Source organism: Piscinibacter sp. XHJ-5, assembly GCF_029855045.1.
GTDB lineage: Bacteria > Pseudomonadota > Gammaproteobacteria > Burkholderiales > Burkholderiaceae_C > Albitalea.
In genome coordinates this window covers 66,063-85,319 of the sequence record NZ_CP123228.1, presented here as the reverse complement: position 1 = coordinate 85,319, position 19,257 = coordinate 66,063, and the positions used below count along the sequence as shown (strand labels likewise).

Below are 19,257 nucleotides of genomic sequence, written 5' to 3'. Positions count from 1 at the left end.
GGCGCGGCGTGGCAACGGGTGTGGGGCTGGCCATCCCGCCTACGAAGGCAGGGGGCCGAAGGCGAGCTGCACGAAGGCTTCCTCGAAGTCGCGCTGGCCGGTCTGCGCGAGGAGCTCGGCCACGCTGCCGGTGGCCACGGTGCGGCCGTGCGACACCAGCACGACGCGGTCGCACAGGCGTTCCACCTCCTGCATGATGTGCGTGGAGAACACGATGCACTTGGCGCCGCCTTCGGGCGTGCTCAGCAGGCGCAGCGCCTCGCGCAGCGCGCGCGTGGCCAGCACGTCCAGGCCGTTGGTGGGCTCGTCGAGCACGATGTTGGCGGGGTCGTGCACCAGCGCGCGCGCCAGCGCCGTCTTCATGCGCTCGCCCTGGCTGAAGCCCTCGGTGCGACGCTCCAGCAGCGGGGTCATCTCCAGCAGCCGGGCCAGCGCCTCGGCGCGTGCATGCGCGGCATCGCGCGACATGCCTTGCAGCGCGCCGTAGTAGACGATGTTCTCGCGAGCGGTCAGGCGCGGGTACAGCCCGCGCGCATCGCTCAGCACGCCCATGCGCGCCAGCGCCTCCCGCGGCCGCGACACCACGTCGATGCCGTCCACCGCCATGCGGCCTGCATCGGGCGCGATCAGCGCGGCCAGCATGCGCAAGGTGGTCGTCTTGCCGGCGCCGTTGGGGCCCAGCAGGCCGGTGATGTGGCCGTCCTTCGCGGTGAAGCTCACGTCCTGCACCGCCTTCACCACCTGCGCGGGCACGCGCCTGAACGGGGCGGCCGGCACCACGAACTGCCTGGCGAGGCTGTGGACCTCGATCATTGCGCCGGCTCCCGCGGCAACGTGATCGGCCGGTACGACGGCGGCCGCGGCACGCGGGTCACGCAGTCGGCATCGACGGCCAGCGCCTCATGGTCGTCGACCGCATCGACGAAGCGGAACAGCACGTCGCTCATGCAGCCGAGGCCGATGACGCTATGGCCGGCGTTCGGCGCCACCACATGGCGGGCGCGGGCGCCGAGCGCCTTCGCGACGCGCTCGCCGTGGCGGGGCGGCGTCACCGGGTCCACGCCGCCGCTGAGCAGCAGCACCGGCGATGCGGCCGGCGGCACTCGGTAGAAGTCGTCGGCCACGGCGCCGCGCGGCCAGTCGGCGCAGATGCGCTGGTACAGCCGGGCAAAGTCGGCGCCGAAGTCGGCGCCGGGCGGGTCGGTGGCCTGGGACAGGCGCGGCGCGTCTTCGGCACACACCACCGAGAAGTGCATGCCCATCGAGATCGCCATGCCCTTGCGTCCGCCCAGCAAGCTGTTCAGGCCGGCCAGCGGCTCGTAGCGCCCGCGTGCCGCGGCGTGGATGGCCTGCGGCAGCGCGGCCGCGGCGGCCGGCAGGTACAGCGGGCCGCGCACCGCGCCCAGCACCATGTCGCGCGTCAGCGTAAAGCTCTCGGGCTGGCCGCTCAGCGGGTGGATCACCGTCACCGGCTTGGGCAGGCTGGCCAGCAGCCCGGTCCAGTCGTCCCGCAGCGTGGCGCATACCGGCTCCGTGCGGCAGGCCGCCACCAGGGCATCGAAAGCGGCCTGGCCGTCGGTGGAAAAGCTCGCCGGCAGCACCATGTCCGGCGGCGCCACGCCGTCGATCACGCTGCGGCGCACGGCGGCCGGGAACTGGCGCTGGTATTCCAATGCGGCCCGCGTGCCGTACGACACGCCGACCAGATTGACGCGCGGCACGCCGAGCTGGCGGCGCACCGCGTCCAGGTCCTGCATCGCGATGGTCGTCGTGTAGAAGCGCAGGTCGCCGTGCGGCAGCTTCTGCAGCTGCTCCCGGCAGCGGGCGAGCTGCGTCACCTGGAACTGCGGATCGGCCTCGTCGGCGAGCGGCCGGTGGCGAAGGTCGTCGCAGTCGAGCGGCGCCGACTTGCCGGTGCCGCGCTGGTCCACGAACACGATGTCGCGCCGGTTGTTGAGGCGGGTGAACAGCGGCAGCACCTGCGGCGCGATGCGGATCGCGCTCTGGCCCGGCCCGCCGGCGAGCATGACCACCGGGTCGGGATGCTTGTTGCGCGCGAGGGCGGGAACGACGACGTAGTGGATGTCGATCTGCGGGCCGTTCGGCGCGGCCGGGTCGAGCGGACGGGCGAGCTTGCCGCAGAGCACTTCGTTCTTGATGCCGGGCACGCGGCAGGGCTCGACGACCTTGGCTTGCGCGCAGAACGCGAAGGCCAGCAGCGCGCAGGTTGCGAGAGCTCGAAGGGCGGGCATCAAGGCTCCCCCAGCAGGCGCTTCAGCTCGCCCGTCTCGATCAGCTTGTGCAGCTCGTCATGGCCTCCGACCAGCACGCCGCGCACGAACACCATCGGAAAGGTCGGCCAGCCGGTCCACATCTTCAGCGCGGTGCGCCGACGCCACTGGCTGAAGTAGCTGCCGTACTCGAGGTAGTGAAACGGCTGGCCCGCGGCGCGCAGCGCCTCGCGCGCGCGCCGCACGAGCGGGTTCTGCGCCATCCCGACCACCAGCACCGTGTTCGACAGCGACGCCGCCTGCACGTTGTGAACGATGTCGGCATGCCAGTTCGCGATGCGCTCGCGAACGGCCGGGTGCATGCGGGTCTCGTCGAGGATGGTGCGGGGCATGGCTTTCCCTCGGGGCGCAAAGGCGCAAGGGTAGCCGAGCCCCGCGGCGCGCCTACCAGATCCGGATGCGCTCCTCGCTCGGCTTGAACATCTTGTCCCCCGGCTTGGTGCCGAAGGTGCTGTGGAAGCCGTCGCTGTTCACCGCCGCGCCGTTGGCGCGGAATTCGTCGGGCGAGTGGGTGTCGATGGTCAGCAGGTGCAGCGCCCGCTCCGGACGCGTCTTGCTGCGCCAGGCCTGCGCCCAGCCCAGGTAGAAGCGCTCGTCGCCGGACAGGCCGTCGATCACAGGCGCCGGCTTGCCGCCCAGCGAGCGTCGGTAGGCCTTGTACGCGATCTGCAGGCCCGACAGGTCGGCGATGTTCTCGCCCAGCGTCAGCTTGCCGTTGAGCTTGTGGCCGGGCAGCGGCTCGTACTGGTTGTACTGCGCGACCAGCTTGTCGCCCAGCGCCGAGAAGGCCTTGCGGTCGGCATCGGTCCACCAGTTGCGCAGCATGCCTTCGCCGTCGTACTGGCTGCCGGTGTCGTCGAAGCCGTGGCTGATCTCGTGGCCGATGATCGCGCCGATGGCGCCGTAGTTGACCGCGTCGTCGGCCTTGGCGTCGAAGAAGGGCGGCTCGAGGATGGCCGCGGGGAACACGATCTCGTTGAGGCTGGGGTTGTAGTAGGCGTTGACGTTCTGCGGCGTCAGCAGCCACTCGCGGCGGTCGACGGGGCGGCCCGCCTTGCGGGCCACGCGCTCCCACTCGAAGCGGCCGGCGCGAACGGCGTTGCCCAGGGCATCGCCGTCGCGGATCTCCAGCTTGCCGTAGTCGCGCCACACCTCGGGATAGCCGATCTTTTGCACATAGCGGGCCAGCTTGTCGCGCGCAAACTGCCTGGTGCGCGGCCCCATCCACGTCAGGCCGTCGATCGATTCGTCGTAGGCGGCCAGCAGGTTGGTCACCAGCGTCTGCATGCGCGCCTTGTTCTCCGGCGGGAAGTAACGCGCGACGTACACCTGGCCCACGGCCTCGCCGAGCGCGGCGTCGAGGGCCTGCGTGGCGTCCTGCCAGCGCGGCTTCTCCTGCTCGAGGCCGAGCAGCGCCTTGCCGCGGAACGCGAAGCGCGCATCGCGGAACTCCTTGGGCAGCAGCTTGGCCGAGCCGTTGAGCAACTGCGCGCGCAGGTACAGCTTCCACGTGGGCAGCGGCACCGATTTCACCGTGGCGGCGAACGACTTGGCGTAGCTCGGCTGCGACACCACCACGCGATCGATCCTGGGCAGATCGGCGGCCTTGAAGAACGCCGCCCAGTCGAAGCCGGGCGCGGCCTTGGCGAGCGCGGGCACCGCCATGGGGTTGTAGGTCTTCTGCGGATCGCGGTTGTCCACCCGAGTCCAGTGCGCCTGCGCGAGGCGTCGCTCGAGCGCGTAGACCGCAGTCGCGCCGCCGTCGGGGTCGGCGCTGCCGCCCAGTCGCAGCAGCGTCTGCAGGTACTCGCGGTAGGCCGTGCGCGCCTTGGCATAGCGCTCGTTGTCGCTGAGGTAGTAGTCGCGGTCGGGCATGCCGAGGCCGCCCTGCCAGAGCTGCGCCCGGTTGACCGTCGGCTCCTTCGCATCGGCATCGACCCAGGGCTCCACCGGCGTGCTCGACAGTCCCTGCAGCCGGCCCAGCAGCGCGGCCAGCTCGCCCTTGGTCTTGAGCGCATCGATCTGCGCGAGCCAGGGCTGCAGCGGCGCGAGGCCGGCCCGGTCGATGGCCGCCTCGTCCATGTAGGCGCGGTAGAAGCTGCCGATCTTCTGCTCGACGCTGCCGGCCGGCGCGTCCTTCGCGCTCAGCTCCTCGACGAGCTTGCGCACGCGCTCGTCCGAGCGGTCGCGCAGCTCGATGAAACCGCCGAACTCGGGCTTGTCGGCGGGAATCGGCGTGTTCCGGATCCAGGTGCCGTTGGCGTGGCGGAACAGGTCGTCCTGCGCGCGCACGCCGGAGTCGAAGCCGGCGCGGTCCAGGCCGGATTGCAACGCGCCGTTGTCGGCGGCAAGCGCCAGGCTCGTGGCCAGCGCGAGGGTCGCGAAGAGGGGGAGTTTCACGATGCGTGAGTCCTGGTGGGAGGACGCCGAGGGTAGCGGAGGCGGCCTCGGACGGCACTCCCGAGGGGCCCCAATGGCGGGAACCTGGGTGTGAACGGCGAACGGCTATGCGGAGGTCTTCGGCGCGCCCGCCTTCAGCAGCCGCTGGCAGACGTCGCGCTGCGGCTTGTCCTCGGCGGGCAGCCTGGCGCACACGCCGTCGAGCTGCGCCTGCAGCTTCTTCAGCGTCGCCGCATGCGCGTTGCCCTTGTTCCACGCGACGAGCTTGCTGCCCACGCGCTCCAGCGAGCGGGCGCTGCGCTCGTAGAAGGCGTTCGGCTGCGCGGCGGCTTCGTCGAAGAGCTGCGCGGTCGCCTTCTCGATGCGCGCTTCGTCCTGGGGCGCCAGCTCGATCAGCGCGGTGACGTAGCCCGAGCCCCACTGCAAGCGCGTTGCCGGGCCTTCGGCCTTGTTGAACGACTCCTCGTACCAGCGCAGCGCCTCGTCCTTGTCGCCGCGCTTCTTGGCGTTGGACGCGAGCTGCGACATCAGGTAGTACGGCGAGTGGCTCTTGGCCAGATTCGCCTTCAGCAGCGCGTCGGACTCGGCGCCCAGGCCGGCATGGTTCAGCAGGTAGCCGGCGGCGGTGATGACCGACTGGCGCTCGTAGCCGTCGGTGATCTCGCGGTCCATCTTCGCGCTCTGCTCGCGCACGTCGGCCAGCAGCGCCTCGGGCAGCACGACGGGCGACTTGTCGTCCTTGGCCCGGTCGATCTTCGCCAGGTCCACGCGTGCGATCAGCGCCGTCAGCCGGTCGGCGCGCGACAGCGTGGTGTCGGCCTGCAGCGCCTTCAGCGTGGTGTCGAAGGTGGCGACCCATTGCGCCCGCTCGGGCGTCTTCGGCGGCGCCAGGGCCTTCACGATGTCGGCGGCCCCGTTGGTGAGCACGTCCATGTGGGTGCGGGCCGCCTTGGCGTCGCCGATCACCTTGCCCACGCGCTCGCGCGTGGCGGCGTCGGCCTTGCCCGCGTCCTTCTCGTCGGTGGCGGCCACCGACTTCAGCAGCAGCCGGTCGGCCGTCTCGGCCTGGTCGGCGGGGCAGGCGGCGGCGAGCTGCTTGAGCAGGGCGGGCGTCTGGTCCTGCGGCACGACCTGCTGCTCGTCGGTCTCCCACGAATAGAATGCGAGCAGCTTCCAGTCGTTGGGGGTGAGCGTCTTGCCGCCGCCCCTGGCGTCGGCGAGCACCGCCTTCACCGGCCTCTGCGCGCTCATGCCCAGCGTGAGCACCTGGGTGTACTGCGAGGCATCGACTTCGCCCGGCAGGCGGGTCAGCTCGGCGCCCTCGGTGTTGAACAGCACCATCGTCGGATAGCCGCGCACCTTGAAGCGCGTGCCCAGCTTCTGCGCCCCGGGGCTGTCGCCGTCGACGTACACGGGCACGAAGGCGCGCGAGCGCTCGATGAAGTCCATGCGGTTGAACAGCGTCGCCTGCAGGTGGTTGCAGGGCGGGCACCACTTGGCGCCCCAGTACAGGAAGAGCGGCTTGTTCTCGGATCGGGCCTGAGCGAAGGCGGCGTCGACATCGGCGTCGCTGACCGCCTTCTTCCACGCGATGGCTTCGGCATGGACGTCGGCCTGGGCCACGGGCGCGGGCTTGGCCGGCGGCGGGTCGGCAGGCTTGGAGCAGGCCGCGAGGACGACGGCGGTGGCGATCAGCGAGAGGCGGGCCTTCATCAACGAACTCCTTGTGGGATGCGGTCGGCGCGCGGGGGTGGGCAGGCCGGCCGGGGATCCGAAAGTGTCGCTCATCCTCAGTCGACGGGTGCCACGGATTCGCGCACCGGGTCATGGGGCGACGGCGTCGCGTACTGCGCCAGCGCCACGCCGGCCAAGGCGAGTGCCGCGCCCACCAGCTTGATCGCCGTGTAGTGCTCGCCGGTCGTGCCCCAGGCGACCAGGCCGGCCACCGGCGGCATCAGGTACAGCAGCGGCGCCGTGCGCGCCACGCCGCGCACGGCATTGATCCAGCCCCACACCATCCAGCCGAGGAAGGCCGACACCAGCACCGCCCACAGCATGCCGGCCCAGATCGACAGGGGCACGTTCGCCCAGTCGACCTGCAGCCCGGCGGGCAGGCTGACCAGCACGACAGGCGCGCTGCCGAGCAGCACCGCATAGGTCATCACGGTGACGCCACCGTAACGCTCGATCAGCGGCTTGGCCGCCACGGTGTAGTACGAGAAGAATGCCGCCGAGACCAGCAGCACCAGGTCACCGCCGGAGGCGCCCCACTGGCCGCCCTGCACCTTGTCCGACAGGAACACCAGGACGCCGATGCAGGCCAGCGCGACGCCGATCACCTGCGCGCGGGTGAGCCGCTCCAGGCCATAGGCGCGCAGGATCAGCAGCGTGAACACCGGGCCGATGGCGAGGATCAGCGAGCTCGAGAACGCCGTGGACCAGTGGATGCCATAGGTGACCATGCCCACGTGCAGCAGGTGGCCGGCGATGCCCAAGCGCAGCAGCTGGCGCAGATCGGCGCGTCCCACCTTCGGCCACCGGCGCCCGTGGCGGGCGTAAAGCAGCAATGCGGCCGCGATCGGCATGATCAGGTAGCGCACGAACAGGAAGCCGCCCGGCGACAGCGCGTTGAACACCACCTTCTGCACGCTGAAGTTGGCGCCCCAGACCAGGATCAGCGCGAGCGCCGCCCAGGCCGCCAGGCGCTGCCGGCCGCGGTGCACGAGTCGATGTTGTTCGGCGGGCAGGACCGTGGCGAGGGTGTCGGTGCGGGGCGGCATGGTGGGCACGCCATGGTGCCCGCAATCGCAAGTCCCCTCACCGCCCTCCTACAAATGTCCCTGCGAATCGTCGAGCAGCCACCCGTCCATCGGGGCCGAGCGCGCGAGCGCCATCCAGGCCTGGAACGGCAGCTTCATCGCGCGCTTCGGGGCGGGCCTGGCCACCTCCAGCGAGTGCTCCCCCGCGACCAGCACCCCGCATTCCGGCGGGATCTCCTGCGCCTGCGCGATGCCTTCGCGGATCACATACCAGCACTCGCCCGCCAGCTGCAGATAGGCGGCCCGCTTCGTCTCGCGCTTCAGGTCGGCCAGCAGATCGGCGCGCCGCACCTTGATCTCGTGCACCACCGGCTCGAGGTAGTCCTCCACCGTCGTGTGGCGGATCGAGAAGACGTCGGGCATCGCCATCGTCCAGGCCTCGCCGACCTTGGCGCGCAGTCCCAGGCCGCGCCACGCCAGGCGTCCCGCGCGTGTCATTTCCCGCGCCACCCGCTCGACCAGCTCCTCGTGCGCGTCGTGCGCGGCACGGTTGCGCTGCAGCGTCTCGGCCAGCACCGCGATGCCGGCATCGGTGACGCGCAAGGTCTCGTGGCCGCTGTCGCTGCGCACGCGCTCCAGCCAACCGGCGGCGAGCAGCTCCACCTCGACCATGTCCTGGCAGGGCCAGCCGGCGGAGCGCCAGATGGCGCGCAGGCGGCGACGGTGGAGGACCGTGAGGGTGTTCACTCCACCTTCACGCCTTTCCAGAACGCCACGCGGCCCTTGATCTCCTTCGCCGCGTCGCTCGGCTGCGGGTAGTACCAGACCGCGTCCGGATTGAGGTCGCCGTCGACCATCAGGCTGTAGTAGTGCGCCTGGCCCTTCCACGGGCAGCTCGAGCGGTGGTTGCTGAAGGTGATGTACTGCCGGTCGAGGCTGCTCTCGGGGAAATAGTGGTTGCCTTCGACGACCACGGTGTCGTCGCTCTCGGCGATCACGGCGCCGTTCCAGGTGGCTTTCATCGGTGCGGGGACTCCTTGCGAAGGGGGTCAAGCGTACAACCGAGCGGCGCGCCTCAGGCGCTCGGCGATCGATGCCACCAGCGCCTTGTCGCCCACCACCTCGACGCTGTCGCCGTGGCGCAGGATGTCCATGGCGAGCTCGGTCGGATCGCTGTACGGCACCTGGAGCTCGTAGCGACCGTCGGCCAGCCAGCGCGCCTTCTGCTCGGCGTGCCACTCCTCGTGCGACACCCACTGCGCGGCTTCGGAACCGAAGCGCAGCGTGGCCCACTTGAGCTTGGCGCCGCGTCCGCCGTAGATGCCGTAGCCGGCGTCGAGCTCGGCCTCCAGGTCCTTCACCGCAACCTGCCGGGCCCTGGCTTCCAGCGCCTTCGCCTCCTGCACCGCATCGAGCGCGAAGCGGCGCAGGCCGTCGCTCGCGTGGCACCAGGCGTCGAGGTACCAGGTGTTGCGATAGTTCACCAGGCGCTGCGGCGAGACCTCGCGCACGCTGACGCTGCGGTCGCTGCGCTTGAAGTAGCGCAGCCACACGCGGCGCCGCTGCACCAGCGCGCTACCCAGCAGCTCGAAATGGCGGCTCGGCACGCGCCGCCGCGCGGTGGAGATCAGCTTCACGCGGCGCATCAGCTCGCGCGCCTCGCTCTCGTCGGCGCCCAGCATGCCCTGCAGCTTGTCCATCATCGGCTGCAGGTGGCGCGACAGCACGCCGTCGTCGTCCAGCCCTGCGAGCAGCTGGTGCATCGTGAGCAGCGCGTGGATCTCCTGCTCGCTGAACCAGATGCCGGGCAGCTCCTGCCGCGACTTCGCGCTGCCGGCCTCGAAGCGGTAGCCGTTGTCGAAGCGGTCGTAGACGATGGGCGCCGACAGGCGGTCGCGCAGGTACTGCAGGTCGCGCTTGAGCGTGGCGCGCGAGACGTCGAGCTCTTCGCGCAGCGTCTCGAAGCTGACGCAACCGCGGCTGCGCAGCAGAAGCTCGATCTTGTAGAAGCGTTCGGTTCGGTCCATGGCATCCGTGTGGCTCACCAGATGAGCCAGTGGCGTGAAGCATACGTCGACCACTGGCTCACGCCATGAGCCACCCCTGCCACAGACTTGCTCCATCGCAACCGGAGCCCTCCATGACCACCGAACTCTTCGCCACCCCCACGCTGACCACCCACGAGCACATCGGCTTCGAGCTCGGCTGGGACTACGCCCACTACCGCCTGGTGCCCCCGGCGCCGTACGCGCAGGAGCCCTCGCCGCTGCGCAACGGGCTGCTGGCCGGCCAAGCCGCGTTCGGCGCGCGCACGCTGCAGCCGACCCGCGCCGTCCGCAAATGGCTGCAGCTGCGGCTGCACGCCTGGCTGCGCGGGCGCAGCGTCGAGCTCGTGCAGGTCACGCCGCACTACCTCGAGCAGCTCGAGGTGAGCCACTGCCCGATCACCCGCGTCGCGCTGAGCACCGCCACGCAGGACAGCAGCGATGCCTCGATCGACCGCGTGCGCAACGACGCCGGCTACGCCGCGGGCAACCTCGTCGTCATGAGCACCAAGGCCAATCACGCGAAGGCCGGCTACGGCTTTCGCGACGCGCTGCAGTTCGTGCGCCAGATCGAGAACGGCAGGCTGGGCGGCATCGACGGCCTCACCGCGGCGCAGTGGAGCCGCGTGGCGGTGCTGTGCAGCTTCGTCGAGCCGCTGCCGCACGAGGTGGCCAGTGCGCTGCCGATGCTGGTGCTGCCGCCGAACCGCCTGCGGCTGTTCAACCCGGTGCAGGCGCTGCAGGCCTTCATCAGCCAGCAGCTGCTGTCCCCGGGCTGGAGCCAGCGGCTGAGCCGGTTCGAAGACCTGCTGCCCGGCAAGCCGGCACGCCGTGCCTTCCTCACCTTCTTCCACGCCCTTCTGCCGCGGGTGCTCGAGGCCTCGCGCCGCGACAGCCGCCAGACGCGCTGGGCCGTCGAGGACGCCTGGCGCAACCCGCTGGTGCTCAAGCGCTGGCGGGCCTTGGCCTCGCTGCTGACGCCGGCGCAATGCGAATCGTTGGTGGCCAAGGCGATGGCGAAGAAGCTCGGCACCTTGCGCGCCGAGCAGGTCAGCGACGAGCAGGCCACCGAGGGGTGGAACCTGGCGTCGCGCGGGTACGTGCCGCACGCCGTGCTGATGAAGCGCAAGGCGGCGGAGCCGGTGCAGGCGAGCCTGTTGTGATCGCGCCGCCCGGGGGGCCGGTTCCTACAATCCGCCGATGCCCTCCCGCGACGCCACGCTCGTCCGCATCCGCCTGCGTCACCTGCAATGCTTCCTGGCCGTCGCGCAACTCGGCAACCTGCGCCGCGCGGCGCAGGCGCTTGCCGTCACGCAGCCGGCCGTCACCAAGACGCTGAACGAGCTGGAGGACATGCTCGGCACACCGCTGTTCGTGCGCGGCCGCAAGGGCGCGCTGATGACCCCGGAGGCCGAGCTGTTCCTGCCCCATGCGAGCGCCAGCGTCGCCGCGCTCAATCACGCGGTCGACAGCGTCCTGCTGTCGCCGGCCGAGGCGCCGCTGCGCATCGGCATGCTGCCGACGCTGGGGCCGTCGTTCATGCCCGCGGTGCTGCAGCGCTTCGCCGCGCAACGGCCGCAGGCGGTCGTGCGGCTGCACAGCGGGCGCAACAAGCAGCTCATCGAGCAGCTGCGCCAGCGCGAGCTCGACGTCGTCGTCGGGCGCCTGTCGGATCCCGACGCCATGCTGGGCATCACCTTCGAGCACCTGTACGCCGAGCCGCTGGTCGTGGTGATGAAGAGCGGTCATCCGGCGGCCGGCGGCTCGGCGGCCGCGCTCGGCGCCTGGCCGCTGGTGCTGCCGCTGGCCGGCACGATGATCCGGCAACTCGCCGACGGTTTCCTCGAGCGCCACGGCGTGCGCCCGCTGGCCGGCGTCGTCGAGACGCTCGACACCTCGCTGGCGCGCTCTCTGCTGCTCGCCGGAGAAGCGGTGTGGTTCACGCCGCTGGGCGCCGCGCGCCCCGAGCTCGACACCGGCCGATTCGCCCGCCTGGCAGTGCAGATCACCCCCGAGGAGCCGGTGGGCCTCATGCTGGCCGCCGACGCCGCGCCGCCGCCGGCCTTGCAGGCGCTCGTCGCAGCCATCCGCCAGCAGGCCGCCGAATGGCGCGAGCCGGGCCGCAAGCCTCGACATCGGCTTAACCGCAGGTAATCGGAGCCAACCCCGAGAATTCAATTTACATGACCGCCGGTGAATCCTAGAGTCATTGATCTGCCTCAAGGAGACACCATGTCCAGAGCCCCCGTGCCCGGCGACGAGTTCCTCATGCGGGACCCGACGTCGCACCCGCCGGCCTATGCGCCCGGCTACAAGACCAGCGTGCTGCGCAGCCCGAGGAACGCGCTGATCTCGCTGCAGAACTCGCTGTCGGAAGTCACCGCACCGGTGTTCCGGGCCGACGAGTTCGGCCCGCTGGACCACGACCTGATCATGAACTACGCCAAGGGCGGGCTGCCCATCGGCGAGCGCATCGTCGTGCACGGCTTCGTGCACGACCAGCTCGGCCGGCCGGTGCGCAACGCGCTGGTCGAGGTGTGGCAGGCCAACGCGAGCGGGCGCTACCGCCACAAGAAGGACCAATACATCGGCGCGCTCGACCCGAACTTCGGCGGCTGCGGCCGCATGCTGACCGACGAGAACGGCTACTACGCATACCGCACCATCAAGCCGGGACCCTACCCCTGGCGCAACCGCATCAACGACTGGCGGCCGGCGCACATCCACTACGCGATCTCCGGCGACGGCTGGGCGCAGCGGCTGATCACGCAGATGTACTTCGAAGGCGACCCGCTGATCGCCACCTGCCCCATCCTTCGCACCGTGCCCGGCGAGGAGCAGATCCGCGGCCTGATCGCGCTGCAGGACCTGGGCCACTTCGTGCAGCTGGACAGCCGCGCCTACCGCTTCGACATCGTGCTGCGCGGCCAGCGCGCCACGCTCTTCGAGAACAACGTGCAACCGACCGAAGGAGACGTGGCATGACGACGCAGATCCATGGGGCGGGTGGCATGACGACGCTGCTGCGCGAAACCGCCTCGCAGACCGCGGGCCCTTATGTCCACATCGGCCTCGCGCCTGAAGCCGCCGGCTTCGACATCTTCGAGAAGAACTTCGGCAATGTGCTGACCACCCCGGACACGAAGGGCGAGCGCATCCGCGTCGAGGGCACGGTGACCGACGGGTCCGGCACCTTGGTGCGCGACGTGCTCATCGAGATCTGGCAGGCCAATGCCGACGGCAAGTACAACCACCCGGGCGACCGCCAGACCGGCAAGGCCGTCGATCCGTCGTTCCGCGGCTGGGGCCGCGCGGCGAGCGACTTCGAGACGGGCCTGTACAGCTTCGAGACCATCAAGCCGGGACCCGTGATGGGGCGCAACGGCCGGCCGATGGCGCCGCACATCAACTTCTGGATCGTCGCGCGCGGCATCAACATCGGGCTTCACACGCGCATGTACTTCGGCGACGAGGCCAAGGCCAACGCGGCCGACCCGGTGATCAACCTGATCGAGTGGCAGGTGCGCCGCCAGACCCTGATCGCGCAGCGCGAGCAGCGCGGAGCGCAGACGGTGTACCGCTTCGACATCCGGCTGCAGGGCGAAGGCGAAACCGTGTTCTTCGACATCTGATCGTCGCCGTCCCCGTCGCCACGAACGGCGCGCCATCGGCGCGCCGTTCTGCTTTTCGCCGCTGAAGTTCTCGGGGCTGCTGACAACACGCTGTCAGCAGCGATGGGCACGATCGCCTCAACAGCCGCCACAATCGATCGTTTTGGTTCAACGGCCAGGGCCAGTGCCTCAGAAGGGACGCTGTGCCGGCACCGAGTACCCCCACCAGGAGGACGAGAAGTTGAAGCGATTCCGTTTGTCGGGCGCTGCGCTGGGCGCCGCGCTGCTGGCCGGCTGTGCCGGTGTCGGCGGGCCGCGCGAGGCGCCGCCGGCGGCCGAGGCCCCCGCGCAATGGCAGGCTCCACTGCCGCACAACGGCCAGGCGGCCGATCTGAAGCGCTGGTGGGAGCAGTTCGACGATCCGCTGCTCGCCCAGCTCGTCGCCGCCGCGCAGGACGTCAGCCCCACGCTGGCCAGCGCCGCGTCGCGCATCGAGCAGGCGCGGGCCGCGCGGGTCGCCGCCGGCGCGGCACTGCTGCCGCAGGTCGACGGCACCGCCAGCATCGTGCGCGGCCGCCAGGACTTCGTCTCGCCGCTGGGCAGCCAGGCCGCGGCCGGCGTGCAGGCAGGCTGGGAGCTCGACCTGTTCGGCGCCCGCCGCTCGGCCCGGGACGCCGCCCGGGCGCGTCTGACCAGCGCCGAAGCCGGCTGGCACGAGGCGCGGGTGTCGGTGGCGGCGGAGGTCGCTTCGGCCTATCTCGGGCTGCGCGCCTGCGAAGCGCAGCTCGTCACCACCGAAACCGATGCACGCTCGCGCGGCGAGACCGCGCGGCTCACCGAGCTGTCAGCCCGGGCCGGCTTCCAGGCGCCGGCCACCGAGGCGCTGTCGCGCGCCAGCGCCGCGCAGGCGCGGGCGCAGCTGGCGGCGCAGCGCGCGCAGTGCGACGTGGCGGTCAAGGCGCTGGTCGCGCTCACCGGCCAGGCCGAGCCTGCGCTGCGTGAGCGCCTGGGCGCCCGCAGCTCCACGCTGCCGCAGCCGGCGCAGATCGCCGTCGGCGCGGTGCCGGCCGAGGTGCTGAACCAGCGCCCCGACCTGTACAGCGCCGCCCATGACCTGGTGGCCGCCAGCGCCGACGTGTCGACTGCGCGCGCGCAGCGGCTGCCGCGCATCACGCTGTCGGGCTCGATCCAGGCCGCGCGCTTCGAGGCCGGCGGCGTCAGCAGCGACGGCACGCTGTGGCAGGTCGGGCCGCTGGCGGTGTCGCTGCCGCTGTTCGACGGCGGCACGCGGCGCGCCAACGTCGACGCCGCGAAGGCGCGCTACGACGAGGCCGTCGCGGTGTACCGCGCCAGGCTGCGCGGCGCCGTGCGCGAGGTCGAGGAAGCGCTGGTACAGCTGCAGAGCACCGCCTCGCGCGCCGAGGATGTGCGCATCGCGGTCGAAGGCTACGAGGCCTCGTACCGTGCGACCGAGGCTCGATTCCGCGGCGGGCTCGCGAGCCTGTTCGAGCTGGAAGACGCACGCCGCACCTCGGCCGCCGCGCAAAGCCAGTACATCGACCTGCAGCGCGAAAGGGTCGCGGCCTGGATCTCGTTGTACCGGGCCCTCGGTGGCGGATGGACGGTTTCCGACACCTCGAATCGCCAGGCTGCCGCCACGAGCGGCGGCCGGGCCATGCAGTGAACTTCCGAACGAACGACACACCATGAACATTTCGCGCAATCCGCTGGCGGCAGCCGTCGCCAGCGCCGTCCTCGGCATGAGCCTGATCGCCCTGGCGGTGCACGCCGCCGACGAGAAGAAGCCGGCAAAAGCCGACGGCGCCGCCTCGGCGCCGCGCGCCGCGCTGACCGTGACCACCGCGACGCCGCAGACCACCACGCTGCCGGTGAAGATCGCCGCCAACGGCAACATCGCCGCGTGGCAGGAGGCCAGCGTCGGCACCGAGGCCAACGGGCTGCGGCTGGCCGAGGTGCGCGTGGGCGTCGGCGACGTCGTCAAGCGCGGCCAGGTGCTCGCGGTGTTCGCGCCCGACACGGTGCAGGCCGAGCTGGGCCAGTTGCGCGCCGCCGTCGCCGAAGCCGAGGCGACGCTGGCCGAGGCCGCCGCCAATGCGCAGCGGGCGCGCGAGCTGTCCGCCACTGGCGCATTGAGCGCACAGCAGATCCACCAGTACCTCACCGCCGAGCGCACGGCCAAGGCACGGCTCGACGCGCAGCGCGCCGCCGCCAGGGCGCAGGAGCTCAGGCTTCGCCAGACGCAGGTGCTGGCGCCCGACGACGGGATCATCTCGTCGCGCAGCGCGACCGTCGGCGCGGTGCTGCCCGCCGGCCAGGAGCTGTTCCGCCTCATCCGCCAGGGCCGGCTCGAATGGCGCGCCGAGGTGCCGGCGTCCGACCTGGGGCGGGTGAAGCCCGGCATGCCGGTGACCGTCTTCCTGCCCACCGGCAGCCAGAGCGCCGGCAAGGTGCGCATGGTCGGCCCCACTGTCGACGACAAGACGCGCAACGGCCTGGTGTACGTCGACCTGCTCGCTTCGGGCGACGCCAGGCATGGCATGTTCGCGCGCGGCGACTTCGAGATCGGCACCGCGCAGGGCGTGACGCTGCCGCAGAGCGCGGTGGTGCTGCGCGAAGGCTTCAGCTACGTGATGCGCGTCGGCCCCGACGGCAAGGTGGCCGAAACCAAGGTGACGCTCGGCAAGCGTGTCGGCGACCGTGTCGAGATCGCGGGCGGGCTGGATCCGCAGACCCGCGTGGTCGCCACCGGCGGCGCCTTCCTCGCCGACGGCGACGTGGTGCGCGTGGTCGAAGCCGCGCCGCCCAAGCCGGCGACCAAGACGGCGGCCGCCGGGGGCACGAGCACCGGCGCGGCCGGCACCGCCGGGGCGGTCGCCGCGCCGGCCACCGCCACCAAGTAAGCGAGGCCCGCCATGAGGATCAACGTTTCCGCCTGGTGCATCCGCAACCCGATCCCGTCGGTGCTGCTGTTCATCATGCTCACGCTGGTGGGCCTGATGAGCTTCCGCTCGATGAAGATCCAGCAGTTCCCGGACATCGACCTGCCCACGGTGATCGTCACGGCCTCGCTGCCGGGCGCTTCGCCGTCGCAGCTCGAGACCGAGGTGGCGCGCAAGATCGAGAACTCGGTCGCCACCGTGCAGGGCGTCAAGCACATCTACACGACGGTGCAGGACGGCACCGCGACCATCACCGTCGAGTTCCGCCTCGAGAAGCCCACGCAGCAGGCGGTCGACGACGTGCGCGACGCGGTCTCGCGTGTGCGCTCCGACCTGCCGGGCGACCTGCGCGATCCGGTCATCAGCAAGATGGAGCTGGCGGGCACGCCCATCCTCACCTACACGGTCGCGTCCACGCGCATGGACGACGAGGCGCTGTCGTGGTTCGTCGACAACCAGGTCACCAAGCAGATGCTGAGCGTGAAGGGCGTCGGCGCGGTGTCGCGCGTCGGCGGGGTCGCGCGCGAGGTGCGCGTCGAGCTCGACCCGCTGCGGCTGCAGGCGCTCAACGCCACCGCCGCCGAGATCTCGCGCCAGCTGCGCCAGATCCAGCAGGAAGCGGCGGGCGGCCGCACCGACGTCGGCGGCGCCGAGCAGTCGGTGCGCACCATCGCCACGGTGCAGTCGGCCGACGAGCTGGCGGCGATGCAGATCGCGCTGACCGACGGGCGGCGCATCCGGCTCGACCAGGTGGCCACCGTCAGCGACACCACCGCAGAACAGCGCTCGGCGGCGCTGCTCAACGGCAAGCCGGTGGTCGGCTTCGAGATCGTGCGCAGCCGCGGCGCCGGCGAGGTCGACGTGGCCGACGGCGTGCGCGCCGAGCTGGAGAAGCTGAAGGCCGCGCATCCCGACATCACCATCACCGAGGCGTTCAACTTCGTCGACCCCGTGATCGAGAACTACGACGGCTCGATGATGCTGCTGTACGAGGGCGCCTTCCTCGCGGTGCTGGTCGTGTGGTTCTTCCTGCGCGACTGGCGCGCCACGCTGGTGTCGGCGACCGCGCTGCCGCTGTCGGTGATCCCGGCCTTCGGGGCGATGGCGCTGATGGGCTTCACGATCAACGTCGTGACGCTGCTGTCGCTGTCGCTGGTGGTCGGCATCCTCGTCGACGACGCGATCGTCGAGATCGAGAACATCATGCGCCACCTGCGCATGGGCAAGTCGCCGTACCAGGCAGCGATGGAGGCGGCCGACGAGATCGGCCTGGCGGTCATCGCGACCAGCTTCACGCTGATCGCGGTGTTCCTGCCGACCGCCTTCATGGCCGGCGTGCCGGGCAAGTTCTTCGTGCAGTTCGGCTGGACGGCGGCGATCGCGGTGTTCTTCTCGCTGGTCGTCGCGCGCATGCTGACGCCGATGATGGCCGCCTACGTGCTGCGGCCCAAGCCCGAGGAGCACCAGGACCCGAAATGGATGTCGATCTACATGCGCTGGGCGCAGTACGCGCTGAAGCACCGCATCAAGGTCACGCTGGCGGTCGTCGGCTTCACGGCCGCGTCGTTCTTCCTCGTCGGACTGCTGCCCAGCGGCTTCATCCCGCCGGACGACCTGTCGCAGACGCAGGTGCACGTGACGCTGCCGCCGGGCAGCACCTTCGGCCAGACGCAAGCGGCCGCCGAGCAGGCGCGCGAGATCGTGGCGCAGAACAAGTACGTGAAGCTGGTCTACACCGCGATCGGCGGCGGCAACACCGGCGCCGATCCGTTCATGCCGGCCGGTTCGGCCGAGGTGCGCAAGGCGGTGCTCACGATCAACATGACGCCGCGCAGCGACCGCGGCGGCGTGTCCAAGCAGGACATCGAGGCGCAGCTGCGCGACGCGCTGGCCGCGGTGCCCGGCGCGCGCATCAAGGTCGGCTTCGGCGGCTCGTCGGAGAAGTTCCTGCTGGTGCTCGCCGGCGAGGACGGCCGCGTGCTGGCCGAGCACGCCAAGCTGGTCGAGAAGGACCTGCGCACCATCCCCGGCATCGGCGCCGTCACGTCCACGCTGAGCCTGGTGCGGCCAGAGGTCGTCGTGCGGCCGGACTTCGCGAAGGCAGCGGACCTGGGCGTCACCTCCGCCTCGATCGCCGACACCTTGCGCATCGCGCTGTCGGGCGACTACGACCAGGCGCTCGCCAAGCTGAACCTGTCGCAGCGCCAGGTGCCGGTGGTGGTCAAGCTGAAGGCCGATGCGCGCACCGACCTCGACCTGATCACGCGCCTCACGGTGCCGGGATCGAAGGGGCCGGTGATGCTGGGCAACGTCGCCAGCTTCGACATCGACAGCGGGCCGGCGCAGATCGACCGCTACGACCGGCTGCGCAACATCAACTTCGAGATCGAGCTCAACGGGCAGCCGCTGGGCGAGGTGGAGAAGCAGGCGCTGGCCAGGCCGAGCCTGGCGAAGCTGCCGCCCGGGGTCATCCAGCGCAGCGTCGGCGACGCCGAGGCGATGGCCGAGCTGTTCGCCAGCTTCGGACTGGCGATGCTGACAGGCGTGCTGTGCATCTACGTGGTGCTGGTGCTGCTGTTCCACGACTTCGTCCAGCCGGTGACCATCCTGGCCGCGCTGGTGCTGTCGATCCCGGGCGCGTTCCTGGCGCTGTTCATCACGCACACCGCGGTCTCGATGCCGTCGATGATCGGCCTGATCATGCTGATGGGCATCGCGACGAAGAACTCGATCCTGCTGGTCGAGTACGCCATCATGGCCCGTCGCGACCGCGGCATGACGCGCATGGAGGCGCTGCTCGATGCCTGCCACAAGCGCGCCCGCCCGATCGTGATGACCACCATCGCGATGGCTGCCGGCATGCTGCCCATCGCCATCGGCCTCGGCACCGACCCGAGCTTCCGCGCGCCGATGGCCATCGTCGTCATCGGCGGGCTGATCACGTCGACCTTCCTGAGCCTGCTGGTGATCCCGGTGATCTTCACCTTCGTCGACGACGGCGTGCAGAAGATCCAGGCGTTCATGAAGAAGCGCCTGCATCACCACCACCCGCATCCGGCGGCCGCCGGGTCGGGGGCGGTGGAGCGGGGAGCCTCGCAGAAGTAGCGCGGGAGATAGCCCCGACACGCGACGGTGGCATGTCGGGGTTCCACGGGACTCGTCCCAACCCACGAAACTACAACCTTGTTCAT

General features: G+C 70.8%; 16 protein-coding genes. 7 read left to right on the top strand and 9 right to left on the bottom strand.

From position 1 onward, the window contains the following. Positions 1 to 39: 39 nt before the first annotated feature. From P7V53_RS00405 to P7V53_RS00365, 9 genes are all read right to left on the bottom strand, one after another. A complete protein-coding gene (locus tag P7V53_RS00405) occupies positions 40 to 813 on the bottom strand; it encodes an ATP-binding cassette domain-containing protein (RefSeq protein ID WP_280153499.1) in 774 nt (257 codons plus the stop codon). Further along, positions 810 to 2,252, bottom strand: coding sequence for an alpha/beta hydrolase (locus P7V53_RS00400; RefSeq protein WP_280153498.1), 1,443 nt, complete (start codon positions 2,250 to 2,252; stop codon positions 810 to 812). The genes P7V53_RS00405 and P7V53_RS00400 overlap by 4 nt, the downstream gene beginning before the upstream one ends. After that, positions 2,252 to 2,623 carry a glutaredoxin gene (locus P7V53_RS00395; RefSeq protein WP_280153497.1) on the bottom strand — a complete coding sequence of 124 codons (372 nt, stop codon included), beginning with the start codon at positions 2,621 to 2,623 and terminating at the stop codon, positions 2,252 to 2,254. The genes P7V53_RS00400 and P7V53_RS00395 overlap by 1 nt, the downstream gene beginning before the upstream one ends. Positions 2,624 to 2,675: 52 nt before the next feature. Beyond that, complete coding sequence (locus P7V53_RS00390) at positions 2,676 to 4,691, bottom strand: M13 family metallopeptidase (protein ID WP_280153496.1); 2,016 nt, start codon at positions 4,689 to 4,691, stop codon at positions 2,676 to 2,678. Between the two features lie 105 nt (positions 4,692 to 4,796). Then, positions 4,797 to 6,404 (bottom strand): thioredoxin family protein, encoded by a 1,608-nt coding sequence (locus P7V53_RS00385; RefSeq protein ID WP_280153495.1) that lies wholly within the window; start codon positions 6,402 to 6,404, stop codon positions 4,797 to 4,799. Positions 6,405 to 6,481: 77 nt separating this feature from the next. Beyond that, complete coding sequence (locus P7V53_RS00380; RefSeq protein ID WP_280153494.1) at positions 6,482 to 7,471, bottom strand: DMT family transporter; 990 nt, start codon at positions 7,469 to 7,471, stop codon at positions 6,482 to 6,484. A gap of 48 nt (positions 7,472 to 7,519) precedes the next feature. Continuing rightward, positions 7,520 to 8,218 carry a hypothetical protein gene (locus P7V53_RS00375; RefSeq protein WP_280156653.1) on the bottom strand — a complete coding sequence of 233 codons (699 nt, stop codon included), beginning with the start codon at positions 8,216 to 8,218 and terminating at the stop codon, positions 7,520 to 7,522. Then, positions 8,194 to 8,472 (bottom strand): DUF427 domain-containing protein, encoded by a 279-nt coding sequence (locus tag P7V53_RS00370; protein WP_280153493.1) that lies wholly within the window; start codon positions 8,470 to 8,472, stop codon positions 8,194 to 8,196. Before P7V53_RS00370 ends, P7V53_RS00375 begins: the two co-directional genes overlap by 25 nt. A gap of 27 nt (positions 8,473 to 8,499) precedes the next feature. Continuing rightward, entirely contained in the window at positions 8,500 to 9,477 is a 978-nt protein-coding gene (locus P7V53_RS00365) for a WYL domain-containing protein (RefSeq protein WP_280153492.1), read from the bottom strand. 113 nt (positions 9,478 to 9,590) lie between these two features. Here P7V53_RS00365 and P7V53_RS00360 point away from each other — a divergent pair, with 113 nt between their 5' ends. The 7 genes from P7V53_RS00360 (at position 9,591) to P7V53_RS00330 (ending at position 19,171) form a co-directional block, all read left to right on the top strand. Continuing rightward, the gene (locus P7V53_RS00360) at positions 9,591 to 10,658 is read left to right on the top strand and encodes a hypothetical protein (protein WP_280153491.1); all 1,068 of its coding nucleotides are present in this window, start codon (positions 9,591 to 9,593) and stop codon (positions 10,656 to 10,658) included. Between the two features lie 37 nt (positions 10,659 to 10,695). Continuing rightward, on the top strand, positions 10,696 to 11,649 hold the full coding sequence (pcaQ, locus tag P7V53_RS00355; RefSeq protein WP_280153490.1) for a pca operon transcription factor PcaQ: 954 nt from the start codon (positions 10,696 to 10,698) through the stop codon (positions 11,647 to 11,649). A 78-nt stretch (positions 11,650 to 11,727) separates the two neighbouring features. Continuing rightward, positions 11,728 to 12,480 carry a protocatechuate 3,4-dioxygenase subunit beta gene (pcaH, locus tag P7V53_RS00350; RefSeq protein ID WP_280153489.1) on the top strand — a complete coding sequence of 251 codons (753 nt, stop codon included), beginning with the start codon at positions 11,728 to 11,730 and terminating at the stop codon, positions 12,478 to 12,480. Then, positions 12,477 to 13,127 (top strand): protocatechuate 3,4-dioxygenase subunit alpha, encoded by a 651-nt coding sequence (gene pcaG, locus P7V53_RS00345; protein ID WP_280153488.1) that lies wholly within the window; start codon positions 12,477 to 12,479, stop codon positions 13,125 to 13,127. The genes pcaH and pcaG overlap by 4 nt, the downstream gene beginning before the upstream one ends. Positions 13,128 to 13,347: 220 nt before the next feature. Then, positions 13,348 to 14,790 (top strand): efflux transporter outer membrane subunit, encoded by a 1,443-nt coding sequence (locus P7V53_RS00340; protein ID WP_280153487.1) that lies wholly within the window; start codon positions 13,348 to 13,350, stop codon positions 14,788 to 14,790. 22 nt (positions 14,791 to 14,812) lie between these two features. After that, complete coding sequence (locus P7V53_RS00335; protein ID WP_280153486.1) at positions 14,813 to 16,027, top strand: efflux RND transporter periplasmic adaptor subunit; 1,215 nt, start codon at positions 14,813 to 14,815, stop codon at positions 16,025 to 16,027. Positions 16,028 to 16,039: 12 nt separating this feature from the next. Continuing rightward, positions 16,040 to 19,171, top strand: coding sequence for an efflux RND transporter permease subunit (locus tag P7V53_RS00330; RefSeq protein WP_280153485.1), 3,132 nt, complete (start codon positions 16,040 to 16,042; stop codon positions 19,169 to 19,171). The last annotated feature ends 86 nt before the right edge of the window (positions 19,172 to 19,257 follow it).

What these genes read in the sequence shown, in the direction of transcription:
- pcaH (WP_280153489.1), top strand. Translation starts at nt 11,728, where the DNA reads ATGTCCAGAGCCCCCGTGCCCGGCGACGAGTTCCTCATGCGGGACCCG.
- P7V53_RS00385 (WP_280153495.1), bottom strand. Translation starts at nt 6,404, where the DNA reads ATGAAGGCCCGCCTCTCGCTGATCGCCACCGCCGTCGTCCTCGCGGCC.
- P7V53_RS00380 (WP_280153494.1), bottom strand. Translation starts at nt 7,471, where the DNA reads ATGCCGCCCCGCACCGACACCCTCGCCACGGTCCTGCCCGCCGAACAA.
- P7V53_RS00370 (WP_280153493.1), bottom strand. Translation starts at nt 8,472, where the DNA reads ATGAAAGCCACCTGGAACGGCGCCGTGATCGCCGAGAGCGACGACACC.
- P7V53_RS00335 (WP_280153486.1), top strand. Translation starts at nt 14,813, where the DNA reads ATGAACATTTCGCGCAATCCGCTGGCGGCAGCCGTCGCCAGCGCCGTC.
- P7V53_RS00405 (WP_280153499.1), bottom strand. Translation starts at nt 813, where the DNA reads ATGATCGAGGTCCACAGCCTCGCCAGGCAGTTCGTGGTGCCGGCCGCC.
- pcaG (WP_280153488.1), top strand. Translation starts at nt 12,477, where the DNA reads ATGACGACGCAGATCCATGGGGCGGGTGGCATGACGACGCTGCTGCGC.
- P7V53_RS00330 (WP_280153485.1), top strand. Translation starts at nt 16,040, where the DNA reads ATGAGGATCAACGTTTCCGCCTGGTGCATCCGCAACCCGATCCCGTCG.
- P7V53_RS00365 (WP_280153492.1), bottom strand. Translation starts at nt 9,477, where the DNA reads ATGGACCGAACCGAACGCTTCTACAAGATCGAGCTTCTGCTGCGCAGC.
- P7V53_RS00360 (WP_280153491.1), top strand. Translation starts at nt 9,591, where the DNA reads ATGACCACCGAACTCTTCGCCACCCCCACGCTGACCACCCACGAGCAC.
- pcaQ (WP_280153490.1), top strand. Translation starts at nt 10,696, where the DNA reads ATGCCCTCCCGCGACGCCACGCTCGTCCGCATCCGCCTGCGTCACCTG.
- P7V53_RS00395 (WP_280153497.1), bottom strand. Translation starts at nt 2,623, where the DNA reads ATGCCCCGCACCATCCTCGACGAGACCCGCATGCACCCGGCCGTTCGC.
- P7V53_RS00400 (WP_280153498.1), bottom strand. Translation starts at nt 2,252, where the DNA reads ATGCCCGCCCTTCGAGCTCTCGCAACCTGCGCGCTGCTGGCCTTCGCG.